Origin of the sequence: Hymenobacter sp. HDW8, assembly GCF_011305775.1 — a bacterium.
Taxonomy (GTDB): Bacteria; Bacteroidota; Bacteroidia; order Cytophagales; family Hymenobacteraceae; genus Hymenobacter; species Hymenobacter radiodurans.
Window position 1 is genome coordinate 4676235 of record NZ_CP049907.1, and the last position, 26636, is coordinate 4702870.

A 26636-nucleotide genomic window follows, 5' to 3' on the forward strand; every position below is an offset into this window, starting at 1 on the left:
TGGAGGTGTATTGCCAGCGTTTTTGCTGCCCTTACCAAGCTGGTTTGTCGCTGGATGGCTTACGAATCGACCGTCGTGGCAGCTGTTGTAGGTACTGTTGTTCTGCGGCACCCAACGACTCTAGTATTTGGCGGGCTCGGCCCGTGCTAAGCTGCATCTGCTGCAAGCGTGCCCGTTGCGTCTGGAGTTGGGTTTCGTCGAGGTTCGCTGCTTCGGTCCCTGCTCGCTTGCTGCGGCCGCTGGCAGCTTCGGCACCTCCGGGCTCGTCACTGAGGCCGCGCACACTGCCTGGTTCTGAGCCGCTGGCTATGTTTCGCTCAGCACCAGCACCAGGCTGAAAGCCGCCACGGGCCGGGCTACCAGGGTTAGCTCCCGGCCGATTATTATTGGATTGACCCGACTTGTTTATTTGGTCCTGAGGTGAGTTTCGCGGATCGGGGGGCAAATTCGGCTCGTCAAGCTGTCCTTTGCGGTCGTTGCCGGCCTTCGTACGGGGTTGATTGGCTGCCTGCTTTGGCGCTGTTTCCTTGGGTTTCGGGTTGGAAGCGTTGTTGGGAGATGGTTCGGGAATGCGCGGGGTATCAGGCCGCCGCGCCAGATAATCGCGCAGCACTTCGTAGTTATAGCGTGCCTCGGCATTGGTAGCATCAGCCAATAACGACTGTCGCAATAATGTTACGGCTTGGGCAAATTCACCTCTTTGCACAGCCAGCACAGCCAGCTGTTGTTGCGCCACGCTGCGTAAAGCAGGTGTTTTGCTGGTAACCAAAAGGCTGTAGTATGATCTGGCTGCGGCCTCGCGACCAATTCGGGTAGAAGCATGAGCCAGATTCAGGATTACTGCTTCATCCTTGGTTCCCAATTCTTCCACGGCCCGTTGGTAAGCCCGCGCAGCACCGGCAAAATTCTGGCGTGCATACGCGGTAGCTCCTTCCTGCACGGCTACATTCCGGTCACGGATGCGGGTGAATCCTCCCCACCCTCCGATCAGCAGTAAAACAAGGAGCAGCACATGTTTCATGGCCGTATTACGCGAACAGTAAAGATGATATCCAGCGCCAGCAGTGCTAATGCCAACAGCAGCGGCAGCCGGTAGCGGTTGTCGGCCACGGCCACGGTACGCACCTGCTCAGCTTGACCCTCAAGCCTATTCAGAGCATTAACTAACTGGGGAAATTCATTGCGCTGATCAGTCAGTTCAAAATATTGCCCCCCAGTTTGCTGGGCGAGGCGCCTTAGTGTAGTAGGCATTAGCCGCGTAACGGCCTCTCGGCCTTTGTTATCGCGGACGAAGCCACCACCACTGAGACGTGGAATGCGGGCACCTTCCAAGGTGCCAACGCCCACCGTAAACAGGCGTACCCCCGAGCGAGCCAGCAGGCGGAGAGTAGGCTCGATGTTCTCCCCAAAGTCTTCGCCATCACTTATGACAACTACCGCCGTTGCACGCGCCACTGAACCAGCCGGCCGGCTGGTTGCTTCCATGCGGGCAAGAATTAACTCTAGCGGTGGCACTAAGTCAGTACTGCCCACGGGTACTAAGTTGGTTTGCAGCGTTGAAATAAATAAGCGGAGCGCACTTTGGTCATAGGTCAGCGGACATTGCACAAAGGCATCAGCCGCAAAAACCAGCAACCCGATTCGATCAGCCTGAAAGCGGTTAATCAGTTGCGAAAGCTCCAATTTTGCTTTTTGCAGGCGAGACGGGATCACATCAGTTGCATCCATGGAGCGCGACAGATCCACGAGCAGCCATACATCTTTGCCTGCTGTACGTACGGGCTGCTGTGTAACGCCGTAAGCCGGGCCAAGCAAAGCCATTATAAACAGCCCAAAGTAAACTGTTCGCAAAAGTAGTTTCCAGCCCAAGTGCCAGCCCCGCTGACCCAAGGGGGCCGCCAAGCGCCTCGTGCGTAACGCATAGCCTAGATAGAGGATCAAGAAGATACCAAGGCAAATCAACTCAAGCCACGATAGGGGATATGCCCAATTCATAAAAAACTTCGAGGAATGCAGCAGGTATTGGAATGGAGTGTTCTGGCTGCCCAACTATGCACTGACTCAGGCTACTGCGACAAATATAACCGCCGATTGCCAGGTAAAAACTGATATAGTAGGATGCGTAAAGGAAGATATTTTTTTTGGAGAAGGCTGATTTTTCGCTTCTAGTTGTATATTTGCGCACTCTTCGACCGGAAGAGACCTGTTTTGGAGAGATGGGTGAGTGGCTGAAACCAGTAGTTTGCTAAACTGCCGTAGCTCTAAAGGCTACCGGGGGTTCGAATCCCCCTCTCTCCGCATTCCTTTTCCATGAGGAATACAGAATGAGCAATGAGGAATTGCAAACAGATTCTTCACTCTCAGTTCTTATTCCTCATTCTCTTTTCGGGGTGTAGCGTAGCCCGGTATCGCGCCTGCTTTGGGAGCAGGAGGCCGCAGGTTCGAATCCTGCCACCCCGACAATTTACCCAAAAAAGGCCTTTTGCAGTTCGCAAAAGGCCTTTTTTATGAGTTCATTTTGCCTCGTTAGCTCAGTTGGATAGAGCGGCTGCCTTCTAAGCAGTAGGTCAGGAGTTCGAATCTCTTACGGGGTACACTAACCAAAAGCCCCCTGGTATATATACCAGGGGGCTTTTGGTTTCAAATTCCAAGCTGAAATACGATTGCTCAGCTGATGTCAGCACTACCTCGACTTTGTTTTGAAGAATGCACTTTAAACTACTGCAGTGGAAGTTTGCTTCTTAATTTCCACAGGCTTGGCTCGCAAAAGTTTTTGCATTGGCTTCTCGACTAAGTGGTATAGGGTAATTGAAAGTAAAGTATACGCTACCAAACGTACCAACCAATGATCGCTCACATTATGAGTGAATAAAAAGTCTACTGCTCCCAAATGAATTAAATAAAATATATAGGAGCTTTTCCCTAATAGGATAAACAGCCGTGATTGTAAAATCGATTGTAACCAAGTGCGCTCCCGGATAAGTCCCCAGAATAATAAAACGATCGGAATAGGTAACAAAATATTATTAACAATAAATATCATGTATAAACTAGCTGGAGTATCCTTTTCAATAAAGTACTGAATTACTGCTAACAGCAATGCTCCAATGATAATACCGGCTACACCAAACGCAGTTGCGTGTGTGACGGGATTCTTGTGTTTATCCTCCGCTCGTCTATTCATCCACAACGCCAGTCGCATACCCATTAAGAATTCAATACAGCGTCCAAAAAAGGTCATTCCCAGCATAAGACCTATGCTATTCATTAGACCGTAATACGGTAAATATCGAGTACAAAAACCTGCTAGAGCCAACCCAATGATTAGCAAGATTAATGGATATAAATAAAGCGCTCTGGTATTGAATCGCAAACCCAAGAGTAAAAATGGCGCGCTCAAATAAAAGGTTTCCTCTACAGTTAGAGTCCACGCGGTTGGTATGCCTATAAATGCAATATCATAGAAATAAGCACGAGTAAGGGTAAGATTTAAGATAATGGTTACTACTTTATCAAAAGGTGTAAACGCAGCACCCCACTCGTACCAATTATTGCTATACTTATAAGTCATTATAGTAAAAGCAAATACTGTTAATATAAGGTAAACAGGGTAAATGCGAGCAAAGCGGTTTTGTAGGTAGCGTCTAAACCAGGATTTGGTAAAACTAAGTCCGTTTATGTACCGTGCTGTAATCAGAAAACCGCTGAGAACAAAAAAAATAGTAACACCTATATGTCCCTCTAAACCAAGCCGGGCTAGCCATTCTATTCCTGACGATTTGCCAGACAGGAAGCTCGCTTGATCGCTAATTACGATATGATAAATGAATACCATATAGGCGCCAACAGCACGAACCCCTGTTAGAGCAGGAAAATAGGAGTTAGCTGTAATTATTCGCTTTTCTGATTGCTCAGCCATGCTAAAATATTATCTGCCTTATTCATAGTTGTGTTGTTACCAAATTACTGAATATAGGTAGCGTTGAAAGAGACTCACCAAAACAGTTTAATAAACCTTTAAGATTAGAATGTACCTTAGATAAATCATAAAATTACATTCTTAAGTTTTAACTGAGTTGGTAAGAATTGAACAAGGTGAGTAAGGTATATATAGCAAAATATATCTCATAAATTCAATATTAAGGCGTATCACTACTATTTGAACTATAGCTGCCTTAATGCTGCTATTATACTTTATCATTTTTATGTATAAAATATCATTTAATCGGGTGAAAACGCTTCAAAATATCAAAAAAGCTTATCAAATATTCATATTAATATAGGGTAATCGGTATATGGTTTGCTAATCAGCTTTAAAAAAAGCAAGATGAGACTAACCACTACCCTTCTCCAGTTCATACTTCTCTTGATGTGCTCTCCTGTAATAGCGAGCACCTATTATGTAAATGCAACGGGAAGTGATAATAACTCCGGTTTGTCTATAAAAGATGCATGGAAATCTATCGAAAGAGTAAACTTAGAAACGTACAAACCTGGCGATCGTATTTTGTTCGCTGGTGGTGAGGTATTTAAAGGAAGCATCTGGTTAAGGGGAAATAGTCAAGGTACAGACCACAAGCCAATAATTATCAGTTCTTATGGCCGTGGTACTGCCACCGTAGAAAGCGGAAACTCATTCGGCTTTTACGGCTATAATATGGCAGGAATTGAGTTGCGCCGTTTGAATTTTGTGGGTGCGGGGCGTTTGATAAATAAGGATTCAGGAATCATATTTTACCTCGACTCGACCAACACTAAGCTTAACCACATTAGGATTGATAGTCTTGATGTTAGCGGTTACCAGTCAACGGGTATCTTAATTGGTAGTTGGAATGGAGGCAGCGGTTATAAGAATGTAAGAATAACCAATTCTAAAGCTCACGCTAACGGGGTAGCTGGCATTTCCTCCTATGCAGAAGATTTGGCTGCCCATGCAGATTGGTATGTAGCTAACTGTAAAGCATATGATAACTCTGGTCGGCAAGATATTACCTCACATCACACTGGCAACGGTATCGTTCTGGCAGGTATTGATGGCGCTTTAATTGAGCACTGCGAAGCTTACAATAATGGGTGGCTCAACTCGTATGCGAATGGGGGGCCAGTGGGTATCTGGGGTTGGAGTTGTAACAACTTGATAATTCAGGAATGCGAATCTCACCATAATCGCACTGGCATGGCATACGATGGCGGTGGGTTTGATTTGGATGGAGGCTGCACTAATTCAGTGCTGCAATACAATTATTCGCACGATAATGACGGTCCGGGTTACCTTATTGCCCAATTTCCTGGTGCTCCACCTCTTACGGATGTAACGGTTCGCTACAACATCAGTGTTAATGATGCTCAGCACAATAATCAGGGCTCTATTCAGCTGTGGTCTTCAGGAGACAATGGAGGTATCCAACGCGCTTCGATATACAACAATACCATTTTTCTATCGCCGCCTGCTAATGGCTCTAGGCCCAAAGCTGTGTATGTAATGAGTGGGGGCGTTAGCGATATCACCTTGCAAAACAACGTTTTGCATACTACTGGTGGTTTATCTATTATGAGTATTGAAGGAGCCGCAACAAATGATGTAAGATTTCAAGGGAACTGCTACTGGACAGATAATGCAGAAGTGACTATGTGGTGGGGTGGCACGCGCTTTACCACACTTGCTGCTTGGAGGGCCGCGGCAGGGCAGGAGCAAATAGGCGCAAAAGCCTGCGGCATTATCGCTAACCCAGAGCTTATACAGTCAGGCGTAAATCCAGTGGTCGCGCAACGCACTTTCACTACGGCTAAATATGCTGAGGTTGAATACACCTTACTTCCTTCGTCGAGCCTGCTTGGCGCGGGGCTAAACCTTCGTAGCGAGTTTGGCTTAGCTACAGGCTCTCGCGACTATTTCGGCAACCCTACTGCTCCATTAGGAACTACAGGTAACATTGGCGCATCTGAAAATAAAAACCTGGTTTTGTCTTCTCAATCAGGCTCGACGAAGGCTTTGAAATCATGGTTCACAGCTTATCCTACACAAGCAACCGAGAAGGTATATATCTCATTCGCTGCCGACGTTATTCAAAATAAGGCCGTTGATGCAAAGCTGTACGATATGCAGGGAAGACTGTGTCGTACTCAAAATTTCGGGCGTCAGGATACAAAAGATGCTACCTTCTCATTGATTGGCTTGGCCGCCGGACGCTATCTACTACGCGTAGAAAGCGGAACGCTTAGCTCGTCTCAATCTATAATCGTTGCTAACTAATAAGTAGAGCCCTAATATCCTAAAACCGAGGGCAGTATATATTCTTAGAGTGTCATTAATCATAGAAAAGCCCCCAGTATATTACTGGGGGGCTTTTCTATGATTTTGCGTTGAAAACGAATTGCCTAGTTCAACCAAACAGTATATAATAACTCGAAGCGATGTGGAGCAAAGGCGTTGAAGTATGGCGCTTCGGCTTGGAAGCCTAACACGTGCACTAATGGAATGCCTTCCAAATGAGAATCGACGACGCGCACGGGATAGAATTGTCCTTGCTCTGGCCAGTCGCCAATATGATTAAAAGGACGATCCTCGGCATTCAGACAGCGAGCGTACTCAATGTAGGGCGCGTGACGAGTAGCTTCAGCTAAGGTGATATTGGCGACTTCGTGTGACATACAAGCAAAGGTAGAAGGTTTCAGAACTAGTCCGAGAAGCTAGTAGTTCCGCACCCTGAGTTTTTGCCTTATTATCGTCCCTTCAGCATGCCATTGAGTTGCTTCTACTGCGGTAGTAATGAATAACTATGGGGACATTTTGGCCTGTGCGTACTAGCGTATATCGGGCTAACTGAAATGAACTCAAACAGCTTGGCAGACGAAATAGCGCTGGTAAGTTTGTGCACATAAAAAGGGAGGTGCGGCGGACAATCTGACGGTAGCAAAATGCGACTTTTAGTAGCATGAGTATGGGGGGCAAAATCCGGTCGTGGCTGGCAAAAACCGATTAAAAATGGTATCTTTGCCTATTAACACTGACGCTGAATTTACCCGCATTCCATGAGCGAAACGAAAGAGAAAAGAGTCCCCGCTGAGTACTCTGCGGATAGTATTCAAGTACTGGAAGGACTGGAAGCCGTACGCAAGCGGCCATCGATGTACATTGGTGATACTGGGGTTAAAGGCTTACACCACTTGGTGTGGGAAGTAGTCGATAATTCTATCGATGAAGCCCTGGCCGGCCACTGCGACCGAATAGAAGTTACCATCAACGAAAATAACTCAGTTACCGTCCGCGATAATGGTCGTGGCATCCCTGTCGACTTCCACCAGAAAGAAGGTCGTTCGGCTTTGGAGGTCGTGATGACCGTGCTTCATGCGGGGGGCAAATTTGACAAGGATTCCTATAAAGTTTCTGGCGGTTTGCACGGTGTAGGCGTGAGCTGCGTAAATGCGCTAAGCAAAGACCTGAAAGTAACCGTGCGTCGCAACGGTCACCTATACGAACAGGAGTATAAAATCGGGGTTCCGCAGTATCCGGTAAAGCAAATTGGTGATACTGAAGAACACGGCACGCAGGTAGAATTTCTGCCTGATGATACCATCTTCTCGGAGTCGGTATATAAGTACGAAACCATTGCTACTCGTCTGCGCGAACTGGCTTACCTGAATAAAGGTATTCGTATCACCCTCACTGATCGCCGCGACAACGACGTAGACGGCAAATTCCTTTACGAGGAGTTTTACTCAGAGGGTGGTCTGAGTGAGTTTGTTGGCTACCTAGATGCGGGTCGTACGGTGCTGATGCCGAAGCCTATTCACGTGATCAGTGAAAAAGGCGGCACGCCGGTAGAAGTGGCTTTGCAATACAATGACTCCTATCAGGAGCACATTTTTAGCTACGTCAACAACATTAACACCATCGAAGGTGGTACGCACGTTGCTGGCTTCCGCTCAGCCCTGACGCGTACACTGAAAGCTTACGCCGATAAGTCGGGTATGCTGGAAAAAGCGAAGGTGGAGATTCAAGGCGACGACTTCCGCGAAGGCCTGACTGCCGTTATTTCGGTGAAGGTGCAGGAGCCCCAGTTTGAAGGCCAGACAAAGACCAAGCTGGGCAACTCAGACGTTAGTGGCGCTGTAAACCAGGCCGTAGGCGAAATCCTGAACCAATACTTGGAGGAGAATCCCAAAGAGGCTCGCATCATCGTTGAGAAAGTGATTCTGGCGGCTCGCGCCCGTATTGCGGCCCGTAAGGCCCGTGAGATGGTGCAACGCAAGACGGTACTAGGCTCCAACTCTTTGCCGGGTAAGCTGGCCGACTGTTCCGAGTCGAACCCTGAAATCTGTGAGTTATACCTGGTCGAAGGCGACTCAGCTGGCGGTACCGCTAAGCAGGGGCGCAACCGGGCTTTCCAAGCTATTCTGCCACTGCGGGGTAAGATCCTGAACGTGGAGAAGGCGCAGGAGCACCGCATCTACGAAAACGAGGAAATCAAGAACATGATTACCGCGTTGGGTGTGTCGTTTGGTACGCCTGCCGATGTAGAGGCTGGCATTGAAGCGGATCCTAAAGGTCTGAACATCACAAAGCTGCGCTACCACAAAATCATCATCATGACTGATGCTGATATTGACGGTTCGCACATTCGGACCCTGATTCTGACGTTCTTCTTCCGCTACATGAAGCCACTGGTTGACAATGGCTACATCTATATTGCGCTGCCACCGCTGTATCTGGTGAAGCGTGGTAAGGAAGAGCGGTATTGCTGGACCGAACAGGAGCGCCAAACCGCTCAGGATGAGCTAGGCCGCGGTAAGCCCGAAACGGTAAACGTGCAGCGCTACAAAGGTCTAGGAGAAATGAACGCCGAGCAGCTCTGGACCACCACCATGCAGCCCGATACCCGTTCGTTGAAGCGCGTAGACGTAGAATCGGCTGCTGAAGCTGACCATTTGTTCTCTATGCTCATGGGCGACGAAGTAGCGCCGCGCCGTGAGTTCATCGAGAAAAACGCCAAGTACGCCAAGCTGGACGTATAGAGGCAATAGTAGCAAAAAAGCCCCCCAGCGTGCTGGGGGCTTTTTTTGTTTATAACTACATCAACCAAGGCATACCATGATCCAGATTTTGGAGTTATCTTTTAGTAACATCTAGGATAGATTCCTTCCTCTGTTCGGAATGACAAGTGTGGCGCTGTAACTTGCCACTTGCGCCTTATTCTTCGCTATGAAACTCTTCAAATCAGCTGACCTTATCCGCAAAAGCAAGTATATCAGCCGCGACTTAAGCTGGCTGCGCTTTAATTATCGCGTCCTCGACCAAGCCAAAGATCCGTCGCGCACCTTGTTTGACCGGCTGCGATTCATGAGTATTACCTGCTCCAACCTCGACGAGTTTTTCATGATTCGGCTGGGTTCGCTCTATAACTATATCGACTACGGTAAGGAGCGTATCGACTATTCGGGGCTGCGGGAAATGCCGTTTCGGCGCAAGCTATTGGATTTTGCGCACCGTTTTGTAAACGACCAATCCCTCACGTATCTGAATGAGTTGAAGCCCCAGTTTGAGAAAAATGGCTTCAACATTCTGCGGATGGATGAGCTGACAGAACTGGAGTTGAAGAAGGCGGATGGCTACTTCAAAAACACGCTGTTTCCGCTGCTGACGCCGATGGTGTATGATTCCTATCATGGCTTTCCCCTGATGATGAATCAGATGCTAATTCTGGGGGTGGTAACACGCACGGAAGCAGAAGGGGAGAAGGGGCAGGAACGCCTCACCTTTGTGCAGATTCCGCAGAATCTGTCTCGCTTTTTTGAGCTGACGCGCAAAGACAAGGTGATTTTTGTCCCAATTGAGGAAATCGTGCGGGCTAACTTGCCTAAGTTGTTTCGCAACGTCGAGATAGAGTCGGCCAACCTGTTCCGCATCACTCGTAACGGCGATTTTACGCTAGAAGAATCAGACGACATCGACGTAGATTTTATCAAAGAAATTCAGGTTGGTTTAAAAACTCGGAAGAAAGGCCGCGTGGTGCGTTTGGAGGTGGAGAAGGATGCGTCACCTGTCTTAATGACTGTCCTGAAGGAGCGCTGGAAAATTGATAATGGCAATGTGTTCGTTATCAACTCCATGATTGATATGAAAGGGCTTCTGCAAGTTATTAAGCACCCCAACTTTCGGGGAAAAGCGGCCCGTCAACCATCCCCTGTACCGCCACTTAGCTTGCCTGAAGGTGCTGAGGACAACATGTTTGAGTACCTCAAACACCACGATGTGCTTTTGCATCACCCCTATAACAGCATCGATCCGGTTGTGCGTCTCTTGGAGCGGGCTGCCGAGGATCCGCATGTGCTAGGCATCAAGCAAACCATTTACCGATTAGCCGACGACTCAAGGGTGACAGCGGCGCTGCTGAAAGCGGCCGAAAACGGCAAGCACGTATCTGTGTTATTTGAAGTGAAAGCGCGCTTTGATGAGGAGCGTAATATTCGGGAGGGGGCCAAACTGGAGAAAGCAGGCTGCTTTGTCATCTATGGGGTGAGCAAGTACAAGACGCACACCAAGATGCTCATGATTATCCGTAAAGAAGGGGAGAAGGTGACGCGCTACGTGCACTTAGGCTCTGGCAATTACAACGAGCAGACCTCACGCATTTACACCGACGTTAGCTTGCTGACGACCAACGATGTATATGGTCACGACGTGTCAGAATTCTTCAACGTAATCACTGGCCATTCTCAGCCCGATGATTATGAGTACCTGATTACGGCGCCGAAGGATATGCGTCAGCAACTTATACACCTAATTCGCGAGGAGGTCCGAAACGCGAAAAAAGGACTGCCCAGTGGCATTGTGATGAAGATGAACTCCTTGGAAGACAAGGAAATGATTGATGAGTTTTATCGGGCCAGCAAGGCGGGTGTACCCATTCGCTTTATTGTACGGGGCATTTGCTGCCTGCGACCGGGCCGGCCGGGCCTAAGCGAAAATATTGAGGTGCGCAGCATCGTAGGCGACTACCTCGAGCATTCGCGCTTGTTTTACTTTCACCACGGCGGCCAGCCAAAAGTGTATGCTGGCTCCGCAGATTTGATGGTGCGCTCCTTTGATCGTCGGATTGAAGCTTTATTCCTAATTGTAAATCCAGCTCTGAAGCGCGAGGCCATCAACATCCTGTATTTCAACCTTAAAGACAATCAGAATACGTACCTGATGCGCGAGGATGGGGCGTACGTACGTCGTAACCCAAGCCCGGAGGAGCCTATTTTCAACGTGCACAAGGAGTTTTATCACCGCCATTACGCGGCTGTGTCCGAAAACTCGTTGTATGAGGAATGGCTCACGCGCGCGGATGTGCAAACAGATAATGCGGCTTCAAATGAAGGCCCACCGTTAACTGCCCCTGATTTTCCATCAGATGCTGATATAGAGGACGCCGAAATGGAAGCTGAATTGGCGACTTTAAACTCAGAGGTTGATGAGGAATTACCTAGCGGGGAAGCTCCTCAAGATGTATAACTACCGCTGCTTGCCCAAAAAAAGCCCCCCAGATCGGATCTGGGGGGCTTTTTTTATCAACCTACTCAGCACCGCTGTGTGAGTTCTGAACATCGGGATGAGGTGGAATGCTGGAATGGTCATTTGGAGGGCGGAAGTCCTCAAAATGACGTTCAAATAGCGTCTGCAGCATTCCGTCCTTCAAGCCGATATCGGGCACGTGCATATTGTTGATATTTGCCCACTCCATGGCGGAAAGATAGATTTGACCCGCTGGCACAATAACGTCGGCGCGGTCGGGGTTGAGCATGGCCACATTCACCCGCTCATCCATCGTCATCTTGGTCAGGTTATCCAGCAGTGAAGCGATGCGCTTGCGGGTTATCGGCTTATCGAGCGTGGTTTGGGTTTTGGCTAAGCTATACAGCTTATTGATGTTGCCGCCGGTACCAATTGCTCGCGTCACATGATAACGACGGGCGTTTTCTGTCACCCATTTCTCCATCCGTTTCCAAGTACCGTTGAGGGCATCCGTGTTGAGGCCCGATTCTTCCTGTTGCATGCGCCGAATAGAGCCAACTTCAAACGACTGCGTAGCCACTTTATGGCGGTTATGATAGATGTTGAACTCCGTACTTCCTCCGCCTACGTCAATGTGCAAATAGTGCTTATTATCCTCCAGCACATGTTCAATCACGCTATTGATGTACATGGCTTCGTCCTGACCATCAATTACTTCGATGGTCAACCCTAGCTCTTTGCGTACCCGCTCAACCAATGCCGGCGCATTTTTGGCGGTGCGCATGGCGGAAGTGGCGCAAACTAAGTGGTGTGCTACTTCGTGCACTTCCATCAACAGCTTCAGGGAGTGCAGAAACTTAACGAACTTATCGGCCTTGGCAGGTGAAATGTCGCCGGTGGCAAACACATCTTCACCCAAGCGCATAGGGTAACGAACGTACTCCACCCGCTTCAACCGAAAACGCCCCCCATAAACCAGCACAGCCGAAATTTGGCACCGTACAGCATTCGATCCGATATCAATGGCAGCTAGCTTCAGTAGGGGATACTCCATCAGAAAAGTCTGTGTGGTGAAAGAGGAAATGGAATCCAAAGATAAACCTTTGCCGAAAGTAGGCTTAAAAGGAGGGAAAATTGCCTTTGAGCCTTGCGAAGCAGTCTAAAAGCCTACTTAGAAGCAAGCCGATGCAGCTTTCCTGAGGTGAAGCTAGTATACGCATCACCCACGTTAGTACTCAGTATTCCGATAGTAGTTCTGTGGCCACTCGAGGAACACCTGTGCTTGCGGGCTCCGTAACAAAGCGCACGTTGCGTCGGCCCATCAATGGCGGCTGATGTGGATCAATTACGATGATGGGGCAATGCTGGGGGGCAAATTCCAGGAGCCCGGCCGCCGGATATACCTGCAACGAGGTGCCGACCACCATAAATATATCGGCGGTAGCAGCTTCCTCAATCGCACGCTCCATCAACGGCACGGCTTCCCCAAACCACACGATATTGGGCCGTAGCTGGTAGCCTTTTTCACACAACTCACCTAGCTCAATACGGTCACTGGTCATCGGGTACACAAGCTGTTCATGGCGCGTGCTGCGTGACTCAAACAGCTGTCCGTGTAAGTGAATAACCCGGCTGCTGCCTGCGCGCTCGTGCAAGTCATCTACATTTTGGGTTACGATGACTACTTCATAAACTTTTTCCAGCGCTACCAAGGCAAAATGGCCGGGATTAGGCTGGGCGTTTCGGGCGGCGCTACGCCGCTGATTATAGAAGTCAAGTACCAGCTCGGGGTTGCGTGCCCAACCTTCAGGGGAGGCAACATCTTCAATTCGATGACCTTCCCAAAGGCCATCAGCGCCGCGGAAGGTAGCCAAGCCACTCTCGGCACTGATACCAGCGCCAGTTAATACTACTATTTTTTTCGACACGTTTGAAGCCGGTTTGTCGTGTTAGAAACGCATCCCTGCATACGGATAACCATTAAAAACGGCCAGCTGTCCGCCTCTACGTATGAAAGCTTTGGCAATTGTCTCCTTAAAGAATGAATGTAGCTGTGTTTTTATAAATATTTATATAATTTTTATGCCTTATTTAACACCTGCTAGTCTGTATGTCGCTATGTATCAGAAGCAAAAGTTCGTACAAAACATGGGCTAGAGGTTTTTGTAAGCTATAGCATGCTGATGCCATTAGTAGAAATAAGCATACAATTGAAATTAAACTGGACCGTAGTGAGTTTGCACTTTACAGTATATTCCATCTTGCTGTTCAGAGGACACTCAATATCTAATCAATCTCTGTTGGGGTTACAACAGCATTAGGTAAATTTGCTGCTCCTCCGATCTGTATTGCCTCTTTATGATCGACCTTTTGTTTGATATTAACCTCCAGCAGTTGCCCGACGACTACCTCACCGGCAACTGGCGGGTAGCCGATCGGGTGCTGAATCAAAATGACCCTAGCTCTACCTTGGCTCAGGCAACGCACCTACAGCTGCAGCCTGGCTTGCTGCATGTAGAAGCTCCGACGCAGCAGGATAATGGTCGGTGGACCGTGGAGCGTGATAGTTTGCTAAGTCGCCCTTACTTGCAATTGCAGTTGGCGCGGGAAGAAACCCGTGCGTTAGTTACTCGTCTGCGCCGCTCTACCGATGGCGCCCAGAGTCAGCTTAGTCTTTATTTTCAGTCAGGCATGGAAATGCAGCTTGCCCGGCCCTGATTTCGCTTTTCGTTATTTCCTCCATTATGTCATCTGTTGATACTGAATTTAACGCGCAGCAATTCCGCTTTCTGGCCGAGCTAATTCCTCAGCTTGTCTGGATTACGGACCCTGACGGCTACCACACCTATTTTAATCAGCGCTGGATCGACTACACGGGCTATACTGTGGAGCAAAGCCAGGGTAGCGAAATGTGGAACAACCTGCTGCATCCCGATGACCGCCAACGTGCGCGCGACCGGTGGAGCCAATCATTAGCAAGCGGCGAGTTTTACGAAATTGAGTACCGCTTTATCTCCAAGGATGGCTCATATCGCTGGTTTTTGGGCCAGGCCTTGCCGCGCTTCGATGAGCAGGGTAGGATTGAGCAATGGTTTGGTACCTGCACCGATATTCATGAGCAAAAGCAGCTTCAGCAACAGTTAGAGCGCTCTTATGCCGATCTAGAAATGAAGGTCACCTTTCGCAACTTAGAACTGGAGCGTGAAGTACAGAGCCTACGCCAGCGTTTAGGCGAATAACTGCCAGCACAGTTGATACAAAAAAAGCCCCCCAGATTCTTCCTGGGGGGCTTTTTTATGCATTAAAATGATTTGCTATTTTGCTTTGGCTGTTGCCTTCTTTGCGGGAGCAGCCTTCTTAGTGGTTGCCGCCTTTTTCGCTGCAGGCTTCTTCGTAGCTGGCTTTTTCTTTGCAATAGCCGGCTCATCCACGGTTTTCTCAGTCGTCTTTTTGGCGAAACGGCCGCCTTTGGCGGGCTTATCAAGTGTTAGCTCGGCCAATTCCAGGCAGCGCTCCAATGTGAGGTCCTGCGGCTCTTCACCTTTGGGAATTTTCACATTTTTCTTGCCTACCACGATGTACGGACCGAAGCGGCCATTGAGTACCTGCACATCCTCGCGCTCCGGGAAATCCTTAATCAAACGCTCCGCGTCTGATTTGCGCTTAGCCTCGATAAGCGCAATAGCTTCCGAAGCCGTAATGGTATGCGGGTCCTGCTCCTTGGTGAGCGAGTAAAACTTGCCGTCGTGACGGATGTAAGGACCAAAACGACCAAGAGAAGCCGTCATATCTTTCTCCTCAAACTGCCCCACGATGCGCGGTAGCTTGAACAGATCGAGCGCCTCTTCCAGCGTAATATTCTCGATAAACTGGCCTTTGCGAAGACTTGCGTACACTGCCTTTTCCTCGGAACCCTCCTTTGGCTCAATCTGCACATAGGGGCCATAACGACCCAAACGGGCTGTTAACTTCTGGCCAGTGTCAGGGTGAGTGCCAATCTCGCGGTTTGAGCCCAACGTACTGCGCTCAATATCCTGACCACGCTCAATGGTCTCATGGAAAGCTCCGTAGAAGTTGGAAAGCATGTCGCCCCATTTCTCCTGCCCATTGGCGATAAGGTCAAATTCGCCCTCCACTTTCGCCGTAAACTGGTAGTCGATAATAATAGGGAAGTGCTCGACCAAGAAGTCATTAACCACCATGGCGGTGTCAGTCGGGAACATCTTCGCTTTTTCAGCCCCGTACGTTTCCGTTTTAACCTCCGTCTTCACCTGCTCGCCTTCCAGCGTAAGCACTCGAAACTTGCGCTCTTTGCCTTCGCGGGTATCTTTTTCAACGTAGCCCCGCTTCTGAATAGTGCTGATAGTAGGCGCATAAGTAGAAGGTCGACCAATGCCCATTTCCTCCAACTTCTTTACCAGCGATGCTTCTGTGTAGCGAGCAGGCGGTTGAGCATAGCGCTCCGTGGCACGCAATAATTGCAAGGGTAACTGCTGTCCTACCGTCAGGGGCGGCAAACCACGAGAGAAGGTAGAATCACCATCTTCTTCCTCGTCGTCCTTCGACTCGCTGTATACTTTCAGAAAGCCCTCGAACGTAATTACTTCACCCGTAGCCGTAAGTGTGGTACCTGGCTGTGTGCTGATGCCAATAGTAGCTACGGTGCGCTCCACTGTTGCATCGGCCATCTGCGAAGCTAGCGCCCGCTTACGAATCAGATCGTAAAGACGCTGCTCTTGAGAGTCTGAACCTGTTTTTACTAAGGCAAAATCAGTAGGCCGGATAGCTTCGTGAGCCTCCTGCGCCGAGGCAGACTTCGTCTTGAACTGGCGCTTATGAGCATATTCCTCACCATAAGCCCGGCTGATTTCTGTGTATGCGGCTGCCAGCGCATCCTGCGACAGGTTTACCGAGTCAGTACGCATGTAGCTGATCTTACCAGCCTCGTACAGCTTCTGGGCCACACTCATGGTTTGAGCCACAGAGAAGCCCAACTTGCGCGAGGCTTCCTGTTGAAGCGTGGAAGTGGTAAAAGGCGGCGCTGGAGAGCGTTTGCCCGGCTTCTTTTCTAAGTTCTCAATCTGATAAATGGCCCCCACACAGCGAGCCAGGAAATCCTGTGCTTCAGCTTCAGTTTTAAAGCGCGTTGGTAATTCAGCCTCTAAAATTGCCCCCCGGCCCGCATCAAAGCGCGCCGTAACGCGGTAAGCAGAAGACGTTTTAAACTGATTGATTTCCCGCTCCCGCTCTACAACCAAGCGAACAGCTACAGACTGTACGCGGCCGGCAGACAGACCCGTTTTAACTTTTTTCCACAGCACCGGCGACAACTCAAAACCAACCAAACGGTCGAGGACACGGCGGGCCTGCTGGGCATTTACTAAATTCAGGTCAATCTCCCGGGGCGAGGCAATAGCATTGAGAATAGCGTTTTTTGTAATTTCACGGAATACAATACGACGCGTTTTGGCGTCGTTCAGATTCAGTGTTTCGGCAAGGTGCCAGCTGATGGCTTCGCCCTCACGGTCATCGTCACTCGCTAACCAAACAACTTCTGCCTCTTTCGCCAGCTTTTTCAACTGAGCAATTATCTCGCGCTTATCGGCCGAAACTACATATGTTGGCTTAAAGCCATTAGCAATATCTATAGCGTTATTATCCTTTGGTAAATCGCGTACATGACCAAAGCTGGACTTGACAATAAAGTCCTTGCCCAAATATCCTTCGATGGTCTTGGCTTTGGCCGGTGACTCAACTATGACTAAATTTTTGATCATATAAAGGGGATTGGCAACGAAATACAGGTGGGTATCAACTAAGAAACGACCTAAGGGGAGCAAAAGTTGAATTTTGCCGCAAAGATGATGGAATAATCCGGCCACTCACCTATACCATCTTAATTATCCTTGCAGCCTCCAGCCTAAATCTAGACTAGTTGAACTGTATAAGAGCAAATAATATAGGTAAGTAGTTCACCCGACGCCGGTTGAACGAATCCTATATGATGGCTTATTTCCATTGCTGCGGAAGCCGGTAGTTTATTACCTTTGTAAGTCTGGCTACCGGTTCACCCCCCGGTTTGTTTCAGCAGTGCCTTTTTAGCACGCTTCGCAATCTACATTTTGTATGGCTTCAGGTAAGACTACCAAAACCACCACCCGTCCGGTTACTAGTTCATCGGCATTGGCTTCGGAATCCACAAATGCTGCCGTTGTTGCAGCCGATAATACCCAGTCACAGCGGAAAGAAGCACCAAGTGGTGGCACCCTGACGCGCAGACGGGTTAGCACTCGCAGTATCGATAATACGCAGGATGATGGCTACGTAAACGAACAGCTTACGCGTGTGCTGTATGCGCTTGATGCCTTTAAAAAAGGTGACGTATCGGTGCGGCTGACCAAACAGAACGACGACATCTTTGCTGACATCGCTGAAGCCTACAACTCGATGGTAGAGATGATCGGGGGTGTGGGGGGGAAGTATCGCGCATCTCGAAAGTTGCTGGGGTGGAAGGCAATCTGAAAGCCCGCGCCTCGGGTGAGAATGCCTCCGGTTTCTGGCGCGACATGATTAATAATATCAACGGCTTGATGGATAGCATCGCCGTTCCGGTATTGGAAGTAGGTAAAGTACTGAAGAACATCTCCAAGGGCAACCTGGACGAGACCTTCCAGATTCCTGTTTCGGGCGACTTCAAAGTGATGGCCGAAACTATTAACAAGACCATCGACAACCTGAACCTGTTCGCCGGCGAAGTAACGCGCGTGGCGCAGGAAGTAGGTACGGAGGGTAAACTCGGCGGCCAAGCCTCAGTGCCCAACGTGGGGGGCATCTGGAAGGAGCTAACGGACAACGTGAACTACATGGCCTCGAACCTGACTAGTCAGGTTCGAGATATCGCCAACGTGGCTACCGCCGTAGCCAAAGGTGACCTAACTCAAAAAATCACGGTGGATGTGAAGGGCGAGCTGCTGCAACTCAAGCAGAACCTCAACCAGATGGTGGACTCACTTAATCTGTTCGCGGGCGAAGTAACGCGCGTGGCTCTTGATGTAGGTACGGAGGGTAAGCTCGGCGGCCAAGCAGCCGTGCCTAATGTTAGCGGTGTGTGGAAAGACCTCACCGACAACGTAAACAATATGGCCTCGAACCTGACTAGTCAAGTGCGTGACATTGCTAACGTGGCCACGGCCGTAGCCAAAGGAGATCTGAGCCAGAAGATCACGGTGGATGTGAAGGGCGAGCTGCTGCAACTCAAGCAGAACCTCAACCAGATGGTGGACTCACTTAATCTGTTCGCGGGCGAAGTAACGCGCGTGGCGCAAGAAGTAGGTACGGAGGGTAAACTTGGCGGCCAAGCCTCAGTGCCTAACGTAGCTGGAGTGTGGAAGGAGCTGACGGACAACGTAAACTACATGGCTTCGAACCTGACTAGTCAGGTGCGAGATATTGCCAACGTCGCTACGGCCGTAGCCCGCGGCGACCTAAGCCAGAAGATCACGGTGGATGTGAAGGGCGAGCTGCTGCAACTCAAGCAGAACCTCAACCAGATGGTGGACTCGCTCAACCTATTTGCTGGAGAGGTGACGCGTGTAGCATTGGAAGTGGGCACCGAAGGCAAACTTGGCGGCCAGGCCTCAGTGCCTAACGTAGCTGGAGTATGGAAGGAGCTGACGGACAATGTAAACTACATGGCTTCGAACCTGACTAGGAAGTGTTAACAGTCCGCAGCCAGAGGATGGTGGCGGCTACGTGAACAAAGGCTAAAAATGCGCATCGAGCTTGTCATAGCGGGTGGCTACGCGGCGAAACTGCTTGAGGCGGCTGAAAAGCCGCTCGATGGGGTGGCGCTGGGCATACCGCGCGGCATCATAGGCGCGTGGGTACCGGCGCTTGCGCCGGGGCGGAATCACGGCGCAGGTGCCGCGGGCGGCCAGCGCGGCCACGAGTGGGTCGGCATCGTAGCCCGGTCGGCACGAGGTAGGCTGGGGCAAGCCCTCGAGCAACGGCAGCGCCTGCGGGGCATCGTGGCGCTGGCCGGCCGTCAGGCCGACGCGCACCAAGCGCCCCTGCGCGTCGGCCACCACGTGCAACTGCTGGTCAGCCGCCGCGGCTGCGCCCGAGGCTTGCGGCCCGTTTTTTGCGCGCCCCGAAGCGTGCTGGTGCGCCCGCACGGTGGTGAGTCGACCAGCAGCGTGTGCAGGGCATTGTCCTGTGCACGGCGCCATACCGGGCCATACGCCGAGGCGGTCCAGCGCTGGAAGCGTGTGTAGGTCGTGTGCCAGTTGCCCACGTGGCGGGCAAGGCTCGCCAGCGGCAGCATTGCGCGTCAGCCAGAGCACCGCTTCCACAAGCGGCGGTTGTCCTGGCCCGGCCGCCTTTGTCCCTTCCGACCTGGCAGCAAGGCGCAATCCGCGCCCACTGCGCGTCCGTTAATAAATACTCCATGCCTAAACTTAACACCTACTGTTAACACCTCCTAGTCAGGTGCGAGATATTGCCAACGTCGCTACGGCCGTAGCCCGCGGCGACTTGAGCCAGAAGATGACGGTAAATGTGAAGGGCGAAATTCTGGAGTTGAAGAATATTCTGAACCAGATGGTGGACTCCCTAAACATCTTCGGTGATGAGGTTACCCGGGTGGCTCGCGAAGTAGGTACGGAGGGTAAGCTTGGTGGTCAGGCCAATGTGCCACGTGTAGGCGGTACCTGGAAAGAACTGACGGACAACGTGAATACGATGGCTGCCAACCTGACCCTACAGGTGCGTGATATTGCCAACGTCGCCACCGCGGTAGCGAAAGGTGACTTGACTCAGAAAATCGTAGTTGATGTAAAAGGCGAGCTGTTGGATTTGAAGGACAACATCAACCGCATGGTGGACTCGCTGAACATTTTCGCTGGTGAGGTAACTCGGGTGGCTCGTGAAGTAGGCACCGAAGGTATTCTGGGTGGTCAAGCTAACGTCCCGAGTGTGAGTGGTACTTGGAAGGACCTGACAGACAATGTAAATACAATGGCCTCGAACCTGACCAGTCAGGTGCGCGACATTGCTAACGTAGCCACAGCGGTAGCCCGCGGCGACTTGAGCCAAAAAATCACGGTGGATGTGAAGGGGGAGCTGCTGCAACTCAAGCAGAACCTCAACCAGATGGTGGACTCGCTTAACCTGTTTGCCGGCGAAGTAACCCGTGTGGCTCTTGACGTAGGCACAGAGGGTAAGCTCGGTGGCCAAGCTAATGTGCCGAGTGTGAGTGGAACCTGGAAAGCGTTGACGGACAACGTGAATACCATGGCTTCGAACTTGACCAGTCAGGTGCGGGACATTGCTAACGTAGCTATTGCGGTGGCCAAAGGTGACTTGAGCCAGAAAGTATCAGTAGACGTTAAGGGCGAGCTGTTGGACTTGAAGGACAACATCAACCGCATGGTGGACTCGCTGAACATCTTCGCTGGCGAGGTAACTCGTGTGGCGCAGGAAGTAGGTACCGAAGGCAAGCTCGGCGGTCAAGCCAACGTGCCGAGTGTGAGTGGAGTATGGAAGGATTTGACCGACAACGTGAATACCATGGCCTCAAACCTGACTACACAGGTACGAGGACTGGTAAAAGTAGTGACAGCTGTTTCGCAGGGTGACTTGACCCAAAAGCTGACCTTGGATGCGAAAGGTGAAGTTGCCGAACTAGCTGATACCATCAACCGCATGGTGGACGACTTGAACCGCTTGGCGGTGGAAGTTAGCCGTGTGGCCAAGGTGGCGGGTGTGGAAGGTAAACTAACCGAGCGCGCTACAGTAGGCGGTGTAAGCGGCTCTTGGAAAGAATTGGTTGACACACTCAACGAACTGCTCGAGTCAATTGCCTCGCCGGTTCTGGAAGTGAGCCGGGTAGTGCGAGCCATTTCGGAAGGTGACCTCACCCAGCGTGTAGAAGTACCCACGGCTGGTGACATCATGGCTATGTCAAATGCGTTGAACCTTGCCGTAGAAAACCTTAACGAGTTGCTGGGCGAAATCAATGATTCGTCGCAGGTAGTAGGAACTTCATCGGAGGAGATGGCCGGTAAGGGCCAGGAGATGAGCCGCGTAACGGTTGATGTGGCTCTGGCCATGCAGCAAATGGCTGAAGGCGCTCAGAACCAAGCTTTGAAAACCGATCAGGCCTTTAAGCTGATTGAGGAAATCATGCAGGCCACGAAGGAAACAGCTGGTAAAGCTGATGTAGTGAACAAAGCCGCTATTCTAGGTGAGCAAACCTCGCAGCTTGGTCTGAAGACGGTAGCTGAGGTGGTAAAGAACATGGAAGAGATTTCCAACGCTGCAGCCCAGACATCCAAAACCATTGAAGTACTAAGTACGCGAAGCCAGGAAATCAGTAAGTCGCTGGGTGTAATTACAGATATTGCCTCCCAAACCAACCTGCTGGCTTTGAATGCTGCTATTGAGGCAGCCCGTGCTGGTGAGGCTGGTCGAGGCTTTGCGGTGGTAGCCGAAGAAATTCGTAAGCTGGCGGAAGGCTCGCGTAAATCAGCAAGTGAGATTGCTACACTAGTTGACGACGTACGCAAGGATACAAGCTCAGCTGCAACGGCTATCTCAACCATGGAAGGACGCGTATTGAAGGGTAAAAACGCGACCTTCGAAGCCAGCTCCGCCTTCAAAAACATTGCAACGAGCAGCGGCGAAACGCTCCGTACTTCCCGCGACATTCTCACGGCTACTGAAGTGCAGAAAATCAGCATTGGTGACGTGGTAAAGTATGTAGAGGAAGTTGTAGCCATTGCTGAGCAGACTGCATCGGGTACGCAGCAAGTGGCAGGCACTGCCAAGCAACTGTCTACTTCTATGCAAGAATTGACGGCCTCCAGCCAGAAGCTGACTGATATTGCGGACGACCTACAAGTGGGTCTGTCAGCATTCCAGTTGATGGAGTATATGGAACCGGAGCCAGAGCCAGAGCCACGTCGGAGGAGCCAGCGCTTAACTCAGATGACGCAGCCTCGCAATGGACACGCTGTTGCGCCCAAGCCAACCCCTCAAAGAGATCGGCCTGTTCGGCGTAATGATGTTACTCAAGCATCGACAACGACTACTCCGCCAGCTAGACCCGCACGGGGGGCAAATTACCAGAAGCTCCTGCTACTGAAAAAGCGGTGGCGCGGCGTCCGGCTCCGGTAAATGGAAAGCCAGCAGAAACGCAGTCCTCAAATGGAGCCGACAAAAAAGCTCCCAAAGCTCGGACTAAAGCGAAAGCCAAATAATTCCTCTCAGGTCTATTTTCAGGCTTGCTCCTACCATTGACAGGTGGGAGCAAGCCTATATCAACCTTGTGCATGCCTGAAACAGAGTCGAATAGCGAAAAGAAAGTTGTTAAGCAGCAAGCGCTTATTCAATTGATTGTGTTCCGATTGGGGCGCGAAGAATATGGGATCCGCATCGAGCAAGTAAAAGAGGTAACTATTACCCCGGAAATTGCCCGTATGCCCAAAACGCCCCCCTTCGTGAAGGGAATTGCCAACCTACGTGGTGATATTATTGCCATCATTGATTTGGAAGAACGGTTCCAGCTGCGCTCAACCACGGAAGCACTGCCTGCCACCACGTATACTTTAGCGATTGAAGCCAAAGATTATACAATTGGATTGGTGGTACGTGAGGTGCCGCAGCCGTTGTCAATTCCGGTCTCGATTATTGAAAAAGCGCCCGAATTTATTCAAGACGCCAATATCCAAGACAAATACATTGAGGGAATTGCCAAGCTGGACGGTCGCATTATTATCGTGCTCGATATGCTGAAGCTCCTAACCCCGACGGAAATAATGCAGCTTAACCCCAAAGCCTAATCTTAGTGGGTGGCAACCCGTACAAGGGCTTACAATGCCGTTCAGCTTATTCCCCGTCTTTTTCTTCTACTGATTCTACTTTTATGAAAAACCGCATTCTCATCGTGGACGACTCCTTTTATATGCGCACGATGCTAAAGAATATGCTTACCGATGCTGGCTACGAGGTGGTAGGAGAGGCCGCCAATGGTCAGCAAGCTCTAGAAATGACCAGTGCTACTAATCCTGATCTGATTACGCTCGACGTTATCCTGCCTGATAATACGGGTTTAGATGTGCTGAAGGGAATCCGGCAGGTGAATCCTACCGTGAAAGTGGTAATGTGTAGTGCAGTAGGGCAGGAGATTATTGTGAATGAGGCCCTTGAAAGTGGTGCATCAGCTTACATAGTAAAGCCCTTCTCAGAGGAGAAGGTGCTCGAGATTGTAGGTAGTGCTTTACAAAACTCGGAAGAAACCGACGCATAAGTACAGATTTGCCCCCCAGGGTGCACACATACGTTTCGCTCTGTTTTCTTACTCTGCGCTTCCACCTATTCCGTGTCCTTTTTACCCGTCCCTTTTACTATCCTGCTTGATAAACTCCCTGCTTTAGTGCAGTTGGAGTTGACTCGCTTGCTGCAAGTCCAGCCAGGCTACCAAGTGGTAGGTTCGGCTAGCAGTGCCGATGAGCTAGTTATTCTGGCTCGAAGGTTTCGGCCTTCGCTGGTAATTCTGGATGAGCATAGCCTACCGGATCTAGATCGGCTACATCGACAGCACGCGTGCGCAGTGCTGCTTTATGCTACTGCTACCCCGTCATCGGGTGTGATGTGTGAAACCGCTCGCTGGGGAATATATGATCATATTGCGCCTTTACAGTTGGGTGCTGAACAAATATTTCGGCGGGCCGTGCTTCAGCAATTGCGGGCTATACCAGTCGCGCCGCAAATAACCACGTTTATTAGCCCGTTGCGCCATGTAGTCAGTGCTCAGCCTCAGAGCCTGACGGTGATAGGTTCCTCCACAGGCGGCACTGCCGCTGTAGAGAAACTTGTACAGGCATTAGATCCAGGCCTGACGACCACTTTACTGATTGCAGTGCATTTGCCCGCGTATTTTACTGCTTCATTCGCGAAACGCTTACAACGTTTGACTCCATTGCCAGTTAAAATTGGCGTTGCAGGAATGCCTCTCGAAGCAGGGCAGATCATTATTGCTCCTGGGGGGCAAAATATGGTGTTAAAGTCAGTACAGCGTGGGCCTTGGCGAGTATGGCAGATTGGATTCAGCTCGAAGCCAAACCTATCTGCCGATGCTCCGTCCATCGATATGCTGATGCGGTCGGCTGCTAAGGCCGCTGGCTCGCGGGTGCTGGGCATAGTTTTGACCGGCTTGGGGAGCGATGGAACCTTGGGTGCTCAGGCTATCCGGGCGCGCGGAGGCCGGATTATCGCACAAAGCCAAGAGTCTGCGGCAGTGTTTAGCATGCCCGGGTCCGTGATTCGGGCAGGTCACGCGAATGCCGTACTGCCGCTTGATCAGATTGTGGAGATCATAAATCAGCGTACTTCGCTGCCCGCTTCTACTACTCGTCTTTCTCCACCTCTAGCGACCGTTAACTAATGAAGTCACGGGAACAGGAGTACCGCGAGATCTTTATGGCCGAGGCGCTGGAATACTATGACGCCATGAGTCGTCATATCAGCGAACTAGAGAAGAACCCGGAAGACACAGCCGCCCTGAATGAGCTTTTTCGGCTCATGCACAACCTTAAGTCTAACGCGCGCGCGATGGGCTATAACCAAATTGGCGAAGTCTCCCATGAGATGGAAACCATATTTGGTTTGATTAGAGATAAAGAGAAAGCCTTTGCTGGCACAGTCGTTCCGGTCTTGTTTACCGGCGTCGATATGCTTGGCGCCATGATTCGGGCCGTAGGGGAAGAGGCAGAAATGCCTCCCACTGAGGATTTGCTGGCTAATCTCGACCGTTTAGTGCAGGGAGAGGAACCTATTCTTATTACTACCGAATCAGATACTGACGAGGAAGCGGGCCGTAAGCTTGAGCTGTCTGACCTGGTTTATATACAGATCAAGAAGCTGGACCACCTGCTCAACTTGGTAGGTGAGTTAATAATTGACCGCGACCGGATCATGACCTTGGGCCGGGAAATCGGACATCCGGCTCTACAAGCGGCCGCCTCACATCTGTTTCGCATTACCGACGAGTTGCAGTATAGTGTAATGGATGCGCGCCTGGTAAATGTAGGCTCGCTCTTCAATAAATTTCCCCGCGTGGTACGCGACGTAGCCGCTTCGGAGCAAAAGGAAGTGGCACTGCGGCTGGAAGGGCAGGATATTCAAATTGACCGAAATATCCTTCAAATTATCACCGATGCCCTGCTCCATTTGGTACGCAACGCCATTGCCCATGGCATTGAAACGCCACAGGAACGCGAACGGGCGAACAAACCCACTGCCGGACGTCTGACGCTCTCAGCCCAAACGGAGCGCGATGATGTCTTGATTCGGGTAACCGATGATGGCCGCGGTATTGATATAGAAAGTGTGCGGCGTAAGGCAGTAGAGCGGGGCCTAGTGAGAGCCGATGCAGCTGCTGGCCTCGACGCGAATGCAGTGCGGGCGTTCTTATTTGAGCCAGGATTTTCGATGGCCAAGGAGGTAACGGAAATATCTGGTCGGGGCGTCGGCTTAGATGTAGTGAAGCTGGCTATCGACTCGCTTGGGGGGCAATTACGAGTAGATTCGGAGCTAGGGCAGGGCACTACCTTTACCTTAGTGCTGCCTACCTCTATCGCTGTAAAAGGAGCCTTGTTGTTTGAGTTGGAGGAGCGCAGCTACGCCATCCCACTTATGCACACCGACTCGGTAGTGGCCTTGGAGCCTGAAGAGCTACATGTAGTAGGAGGGACGCTTATGGCGCGTATTCAGGAGGAAAATGTGCCAATAGTGAACCTGAAGACCCTGCTCCACAGCGGCGATGGTCCTTTGCCGGCCGCTACTCATGAGGAACTGGCGGGACGGCAGCGCATTATCATTGTGGATTACAATAATCGTAAGTTGGGTTTGATTGTCGATCGTTTTTTGCGACAGCAAGACATTGTTATCAAGCCTGTGAGTAAACCGTTGGATACCATTGACTTATTCGGGGGCGTGACGCTGCTGGGCAGTGGGCACGTGTGCCTTGTGCTCGATGTGCCAGCATTAACTCGACTATTCTTGGCCAAACGACCTTAAATCACGTATTGCAGATTTCGAAACTGCCTATAGTGGCTTTTTCGTACCAACCGACTGAATT

The 26636-nt window shown here is 50.5% G+C and carries 20 protein-coding genes and 3 tRNA genes; 15 read left to right on the plus strand and 8 right to left on the minus strand.

Going from position 1 to position 26636, the window contains the following annotated elements; translation table 11 throughout:
* Positions 1-31 precede the first annotated feature (31 nt).
* Positions 32-1012 (minus strand): hypothetical protein, encoded by a 981-nt coding sequence (locus G7064_RS19890; protein WP_166074972.1) that lies wholly within the window; start codon positions 1010-1012, stop codon positions 32-34.
* 5 nt (positions 1013-1017) lie between these two features.
* Positions 1018-1821, minus strand: a complete 804-nt coding sequence (locus G7064_RS19895) for a VWA domain-containing protein (RefSeq protein WP_166074973.1) — start codon at positions 1819-1821, stop codon at positions 1018-1020.
* A gap of 389 nt (positions 1822-2210) precedes the next feature.
* Here G7064_RS19895 and G7064_RS19900 point away from each other — a divergent pair.
* The 3 genes from G7064_RS19900 (at position 2211) to G7064_RS19910 (ending at position 2594) form a co-directional block, all read left to right on the plus strand.
* Positions 2211-2298, plus strand: a tRNA-Ser gene (locus G7064_RS19900).
* Between the two features lie 88 nt (positions 2299-2386).
* Positions 2387-2460: transfer RNA gene (locus G7064_RS19905), tRNA-Pro, on the plus strand.
* Between the two features lie 60 nt (positions 2461-2520).
* Positions 2521-2594: transfer RNA gene (locus tag G7064_RS19910), tRNA-Arg, on the plus strand.
* Between the two features lie 119 nt (positions 2595-2713).
* On the opposite strand, the gene G7064_RS19915 is transcribed toward G7064_RS19910, so the two are convergent.
* On the minus strand, positions 2714-3919 hold the full coding sequence (locus tag G7064_RS19915) for an acyltransferase family protein (protein ID WP_166074974.1): 1206 nt from the start codon (positions 3917-3919) through the stop codon (positions 2714-2716).
* Positions 3920-4369: 450 nt separating this feature from the next.
* Here G7064_RS19915 and G7064_RS19920 point away from each other — a divergent pair, with 450 nt between their 5' ends.
* Positions 4370-6253 carry a T9SS type A sorting domain-containing protein gene (locus G7064_RS19920; protein WP_166074975.1) on the plus strand — a complete coding sequence of 628 codons (1884 nt, stop codon included), beginning with the start codon at positions 4370-4372 and terminating at the stop codon, positions 6251-6253.
* A 125-nt stretch (positions 6254-6378) separates the two neighbouring features.
* Here the strand turns inward: G7064_RS19920 and G7064_RS19925 are convergent, their stop codons facing one another.
* Entirely contained in the window at positions 6379-6651 is a 273-nt protein-coding gene (locus G7064_RS19925) for a hypothetical protein (RefSeq protein WP_133273226.1), read from the minus strand.
* A 381-nt stretch (positions 6652-7032) separates the two neighbouring features.
* On the opposite strand from G7064_RS19925, the gene gyrB reads away from it, so the two are divergent.
* Both gyrB and ppk1 read left to right on the plus strand, forming a co-directional pair.
* Positions 7033-9015, plus strand: coding sequence for a DNA topoisomerase (ATP-hydrolyzing) subunit B (gene gyrB / locus G7064_RS19930; protein WP_133273225.1), 1983 nt, complete (start codon positions 7033-7035; stop codon positions 9013-9015).
* A gap of 187 nt (positions 9016-9202) precedes the next feature.
* Positions 9203-11497 (plus strand): polyphosphate kinase 1, encoded by a 2295-nt coding sequence (gene ppk1, locus G7064_RS19935; protein WP_166074976.1) that lies wholly within the window; start codon positions 9203-9205, stop codon positions 11495-11497.
* A 61-nt stretch (positions 11498-11558) separates the two neighbouring features.
* Here ppk1 and G7064_RS19940 read toward each other — a convergent pair whose 3' ends face one another.
* Together G7064_RS19940 and G7064_RS19945 are read right to left on the minus strand one after the other, a co-directional pair.
* Positions 11559-12590: a phosphatase gene (locus G7064_RS19940; RefSeq protein WP_240731401.1), complete on the minus strand. Its 1032-nt coding sequence runs from the start codon at positions 12588-12590 to the stop codon at positions 11559-11561.
* A 142-nt stretch (positions 12591-12732) separates the two neighbouring features.
* Positions 12733-13425, minus strand: coding sequence for an SIR2 family NAD-dependent protein deacylase (locus tag G7064_RS19945; protein ID WP_166074977.1), 693 nt, complete (start codon positions 13423-13425; stop codon positions 12733-12735).
* Between the two features lie 430 nt (positions 13426-13855).
* Here G7064_RS19945 and G7064_RS19950 point away from each other — a divergent pair, with 430 nt between their 5' ends.
* Complete coding sequence (locus G7064_RS19950) at positions 13856-14215, plus strand: hypothetical protein (protein ID WP_166074978.1); 360 nt, start codon at positions 13856-13858, stop codon at positions 14213-14215.
* Between the two features lie 26 nt (positions 14216-14241).
* A complete protein-coding gene (locus G7064_RS19955) occupies positions 14242-14736 on the plus strand; it encodes a PAS domain-containing protein (RefSeq protein WP_166074979.1) in 495 nt (164 codons plus the stop codon).
* A 75-nt stretch (positions 14737-14811) separates the two neighbouring features.
* On the opposite strand, the gene topA is transcribed toward G7064_RS19955, so the two are convergent.
* Positions 14812-17274, minus strand: coding sequence for a type I DNA topoisomerase (gene topA, locus G7064_RS19960; protein WP_166074980.1), 2463 nt, complete (start codon positions 17272-17274; stop codon positions 14812-14814).
* A 349-nt stretch (positions 17275-17623) separates the two neighbouring features.
* On the opposite strand from topA, the gene G7064_RS22560 reads away from it, so the two are divergent.
* Together G7064_RS22560 and G7064_RS19965 are read left to right on the plus strand one after the other, a co-directional pair.
* Positions 17624-18019 (plus strand): hypothetical protein, encoded by a 396-nt coding sequence (locus tag G7064_RS22560; protein WP_240935614.1) that lies wholly within the window; start codon positions 17624-17626, stop codon positions 18017-18019.
* Positions 18004-19218, plus strand: coding sequence for a HAMP domain-containing protein (locus G7064_RS19965; protein WP_240935615.1), 1215 nt, complete (start codon positions 18004-18006; stop codon positions 19216-19218). Before G7064_RS22560 ends, G7064_RS19965 begins: the two co-directional genes overlap by 16 nt.
* Positions 19219-19260: 42 nt before the next feature.
* Here the strand turns inward: G7064_RS19965 and G7064_RS19970 are convergent, their stop codons facing one another.
* Positions 19261-19848 (minus strand): IS5 family transposase, encoded by a 588-nt coding sequence (locus tag G7064_RS19970; RefSeq protein WP_166074981.1) that lies wholly within the window; start codon positions 19846-19848, stop codon positions 19261-19263.
* A 136-nt stretch (positions 19849-19984) separates the two neighbouring features.
* Here G7064_RS19970 and G7064_RS19975 point away from each other — a divergent pair, with 136 nt between their 5' ends.
* From G7064_RS19975 to G7064_RS19995, 5 genes are all read left to right on the plus strand, one after another.
* Positions 19985-22672 carry a HAMP domain-containing protein gene (locus G7064_RS19975; protein ID WP_240935616.1) on the plus strand — a complete coding sequence of 896 codons (2688 nt, stop codon included), beginning with the start codon at positions 19985-19987 and terminating at the stop codon, positions 22670-22672.
* Positions 22673-22827: 155 nt separating this feature from the next.
* A complete protein-coding gene (locus tag G7064_RS19980; RefSeq protein ID WP_133273219.1) occupies positions 22828-23337 on the plus strand; it encodes a chemotaxis protein CheW in 510 nt (169 codons plus the stop codon).
* Positions 23338-23420: 83 nt separating this feature from the next.
* Positions 23421-23804: a response regulator gene (locus tag G7064_RS19985; protein WP_133273218.1), complete on the plus strand. Its 384-nt coding sequence runs from the start codon at positions 23421-23423 to the stop codon at positions 23802-23804.
* A gap of 72 nt (positions 23805-23876) precedes the next feature.
* Positions 23877-24941, plus strand: coding sequence for a chemotaxis protein CheB (locus G7064_RS19990; RefSeq protein ID WP_166074982.1), 1065 nt, complete (start codon positions 23877-23879; stop codon positions 24939-24941).
* The gene (locus tag G7064_RS19995; RefSeq protein WP_166074984.1) at positions 24941-26575 is read left to right on the plus strand and encodes a chemotaxis protein CheA; all 1635 of its coding nucleotides are present in this window, start codon (positions 24941-24943) and stop codon (positions 26573-26575) included. Before G7064_RS19990 ends, G7064_RS19995 begins: the two co-directional genes overlap by 1 nt.
* Positions 26576-26636: the final 61 nt, after the last annotated feature.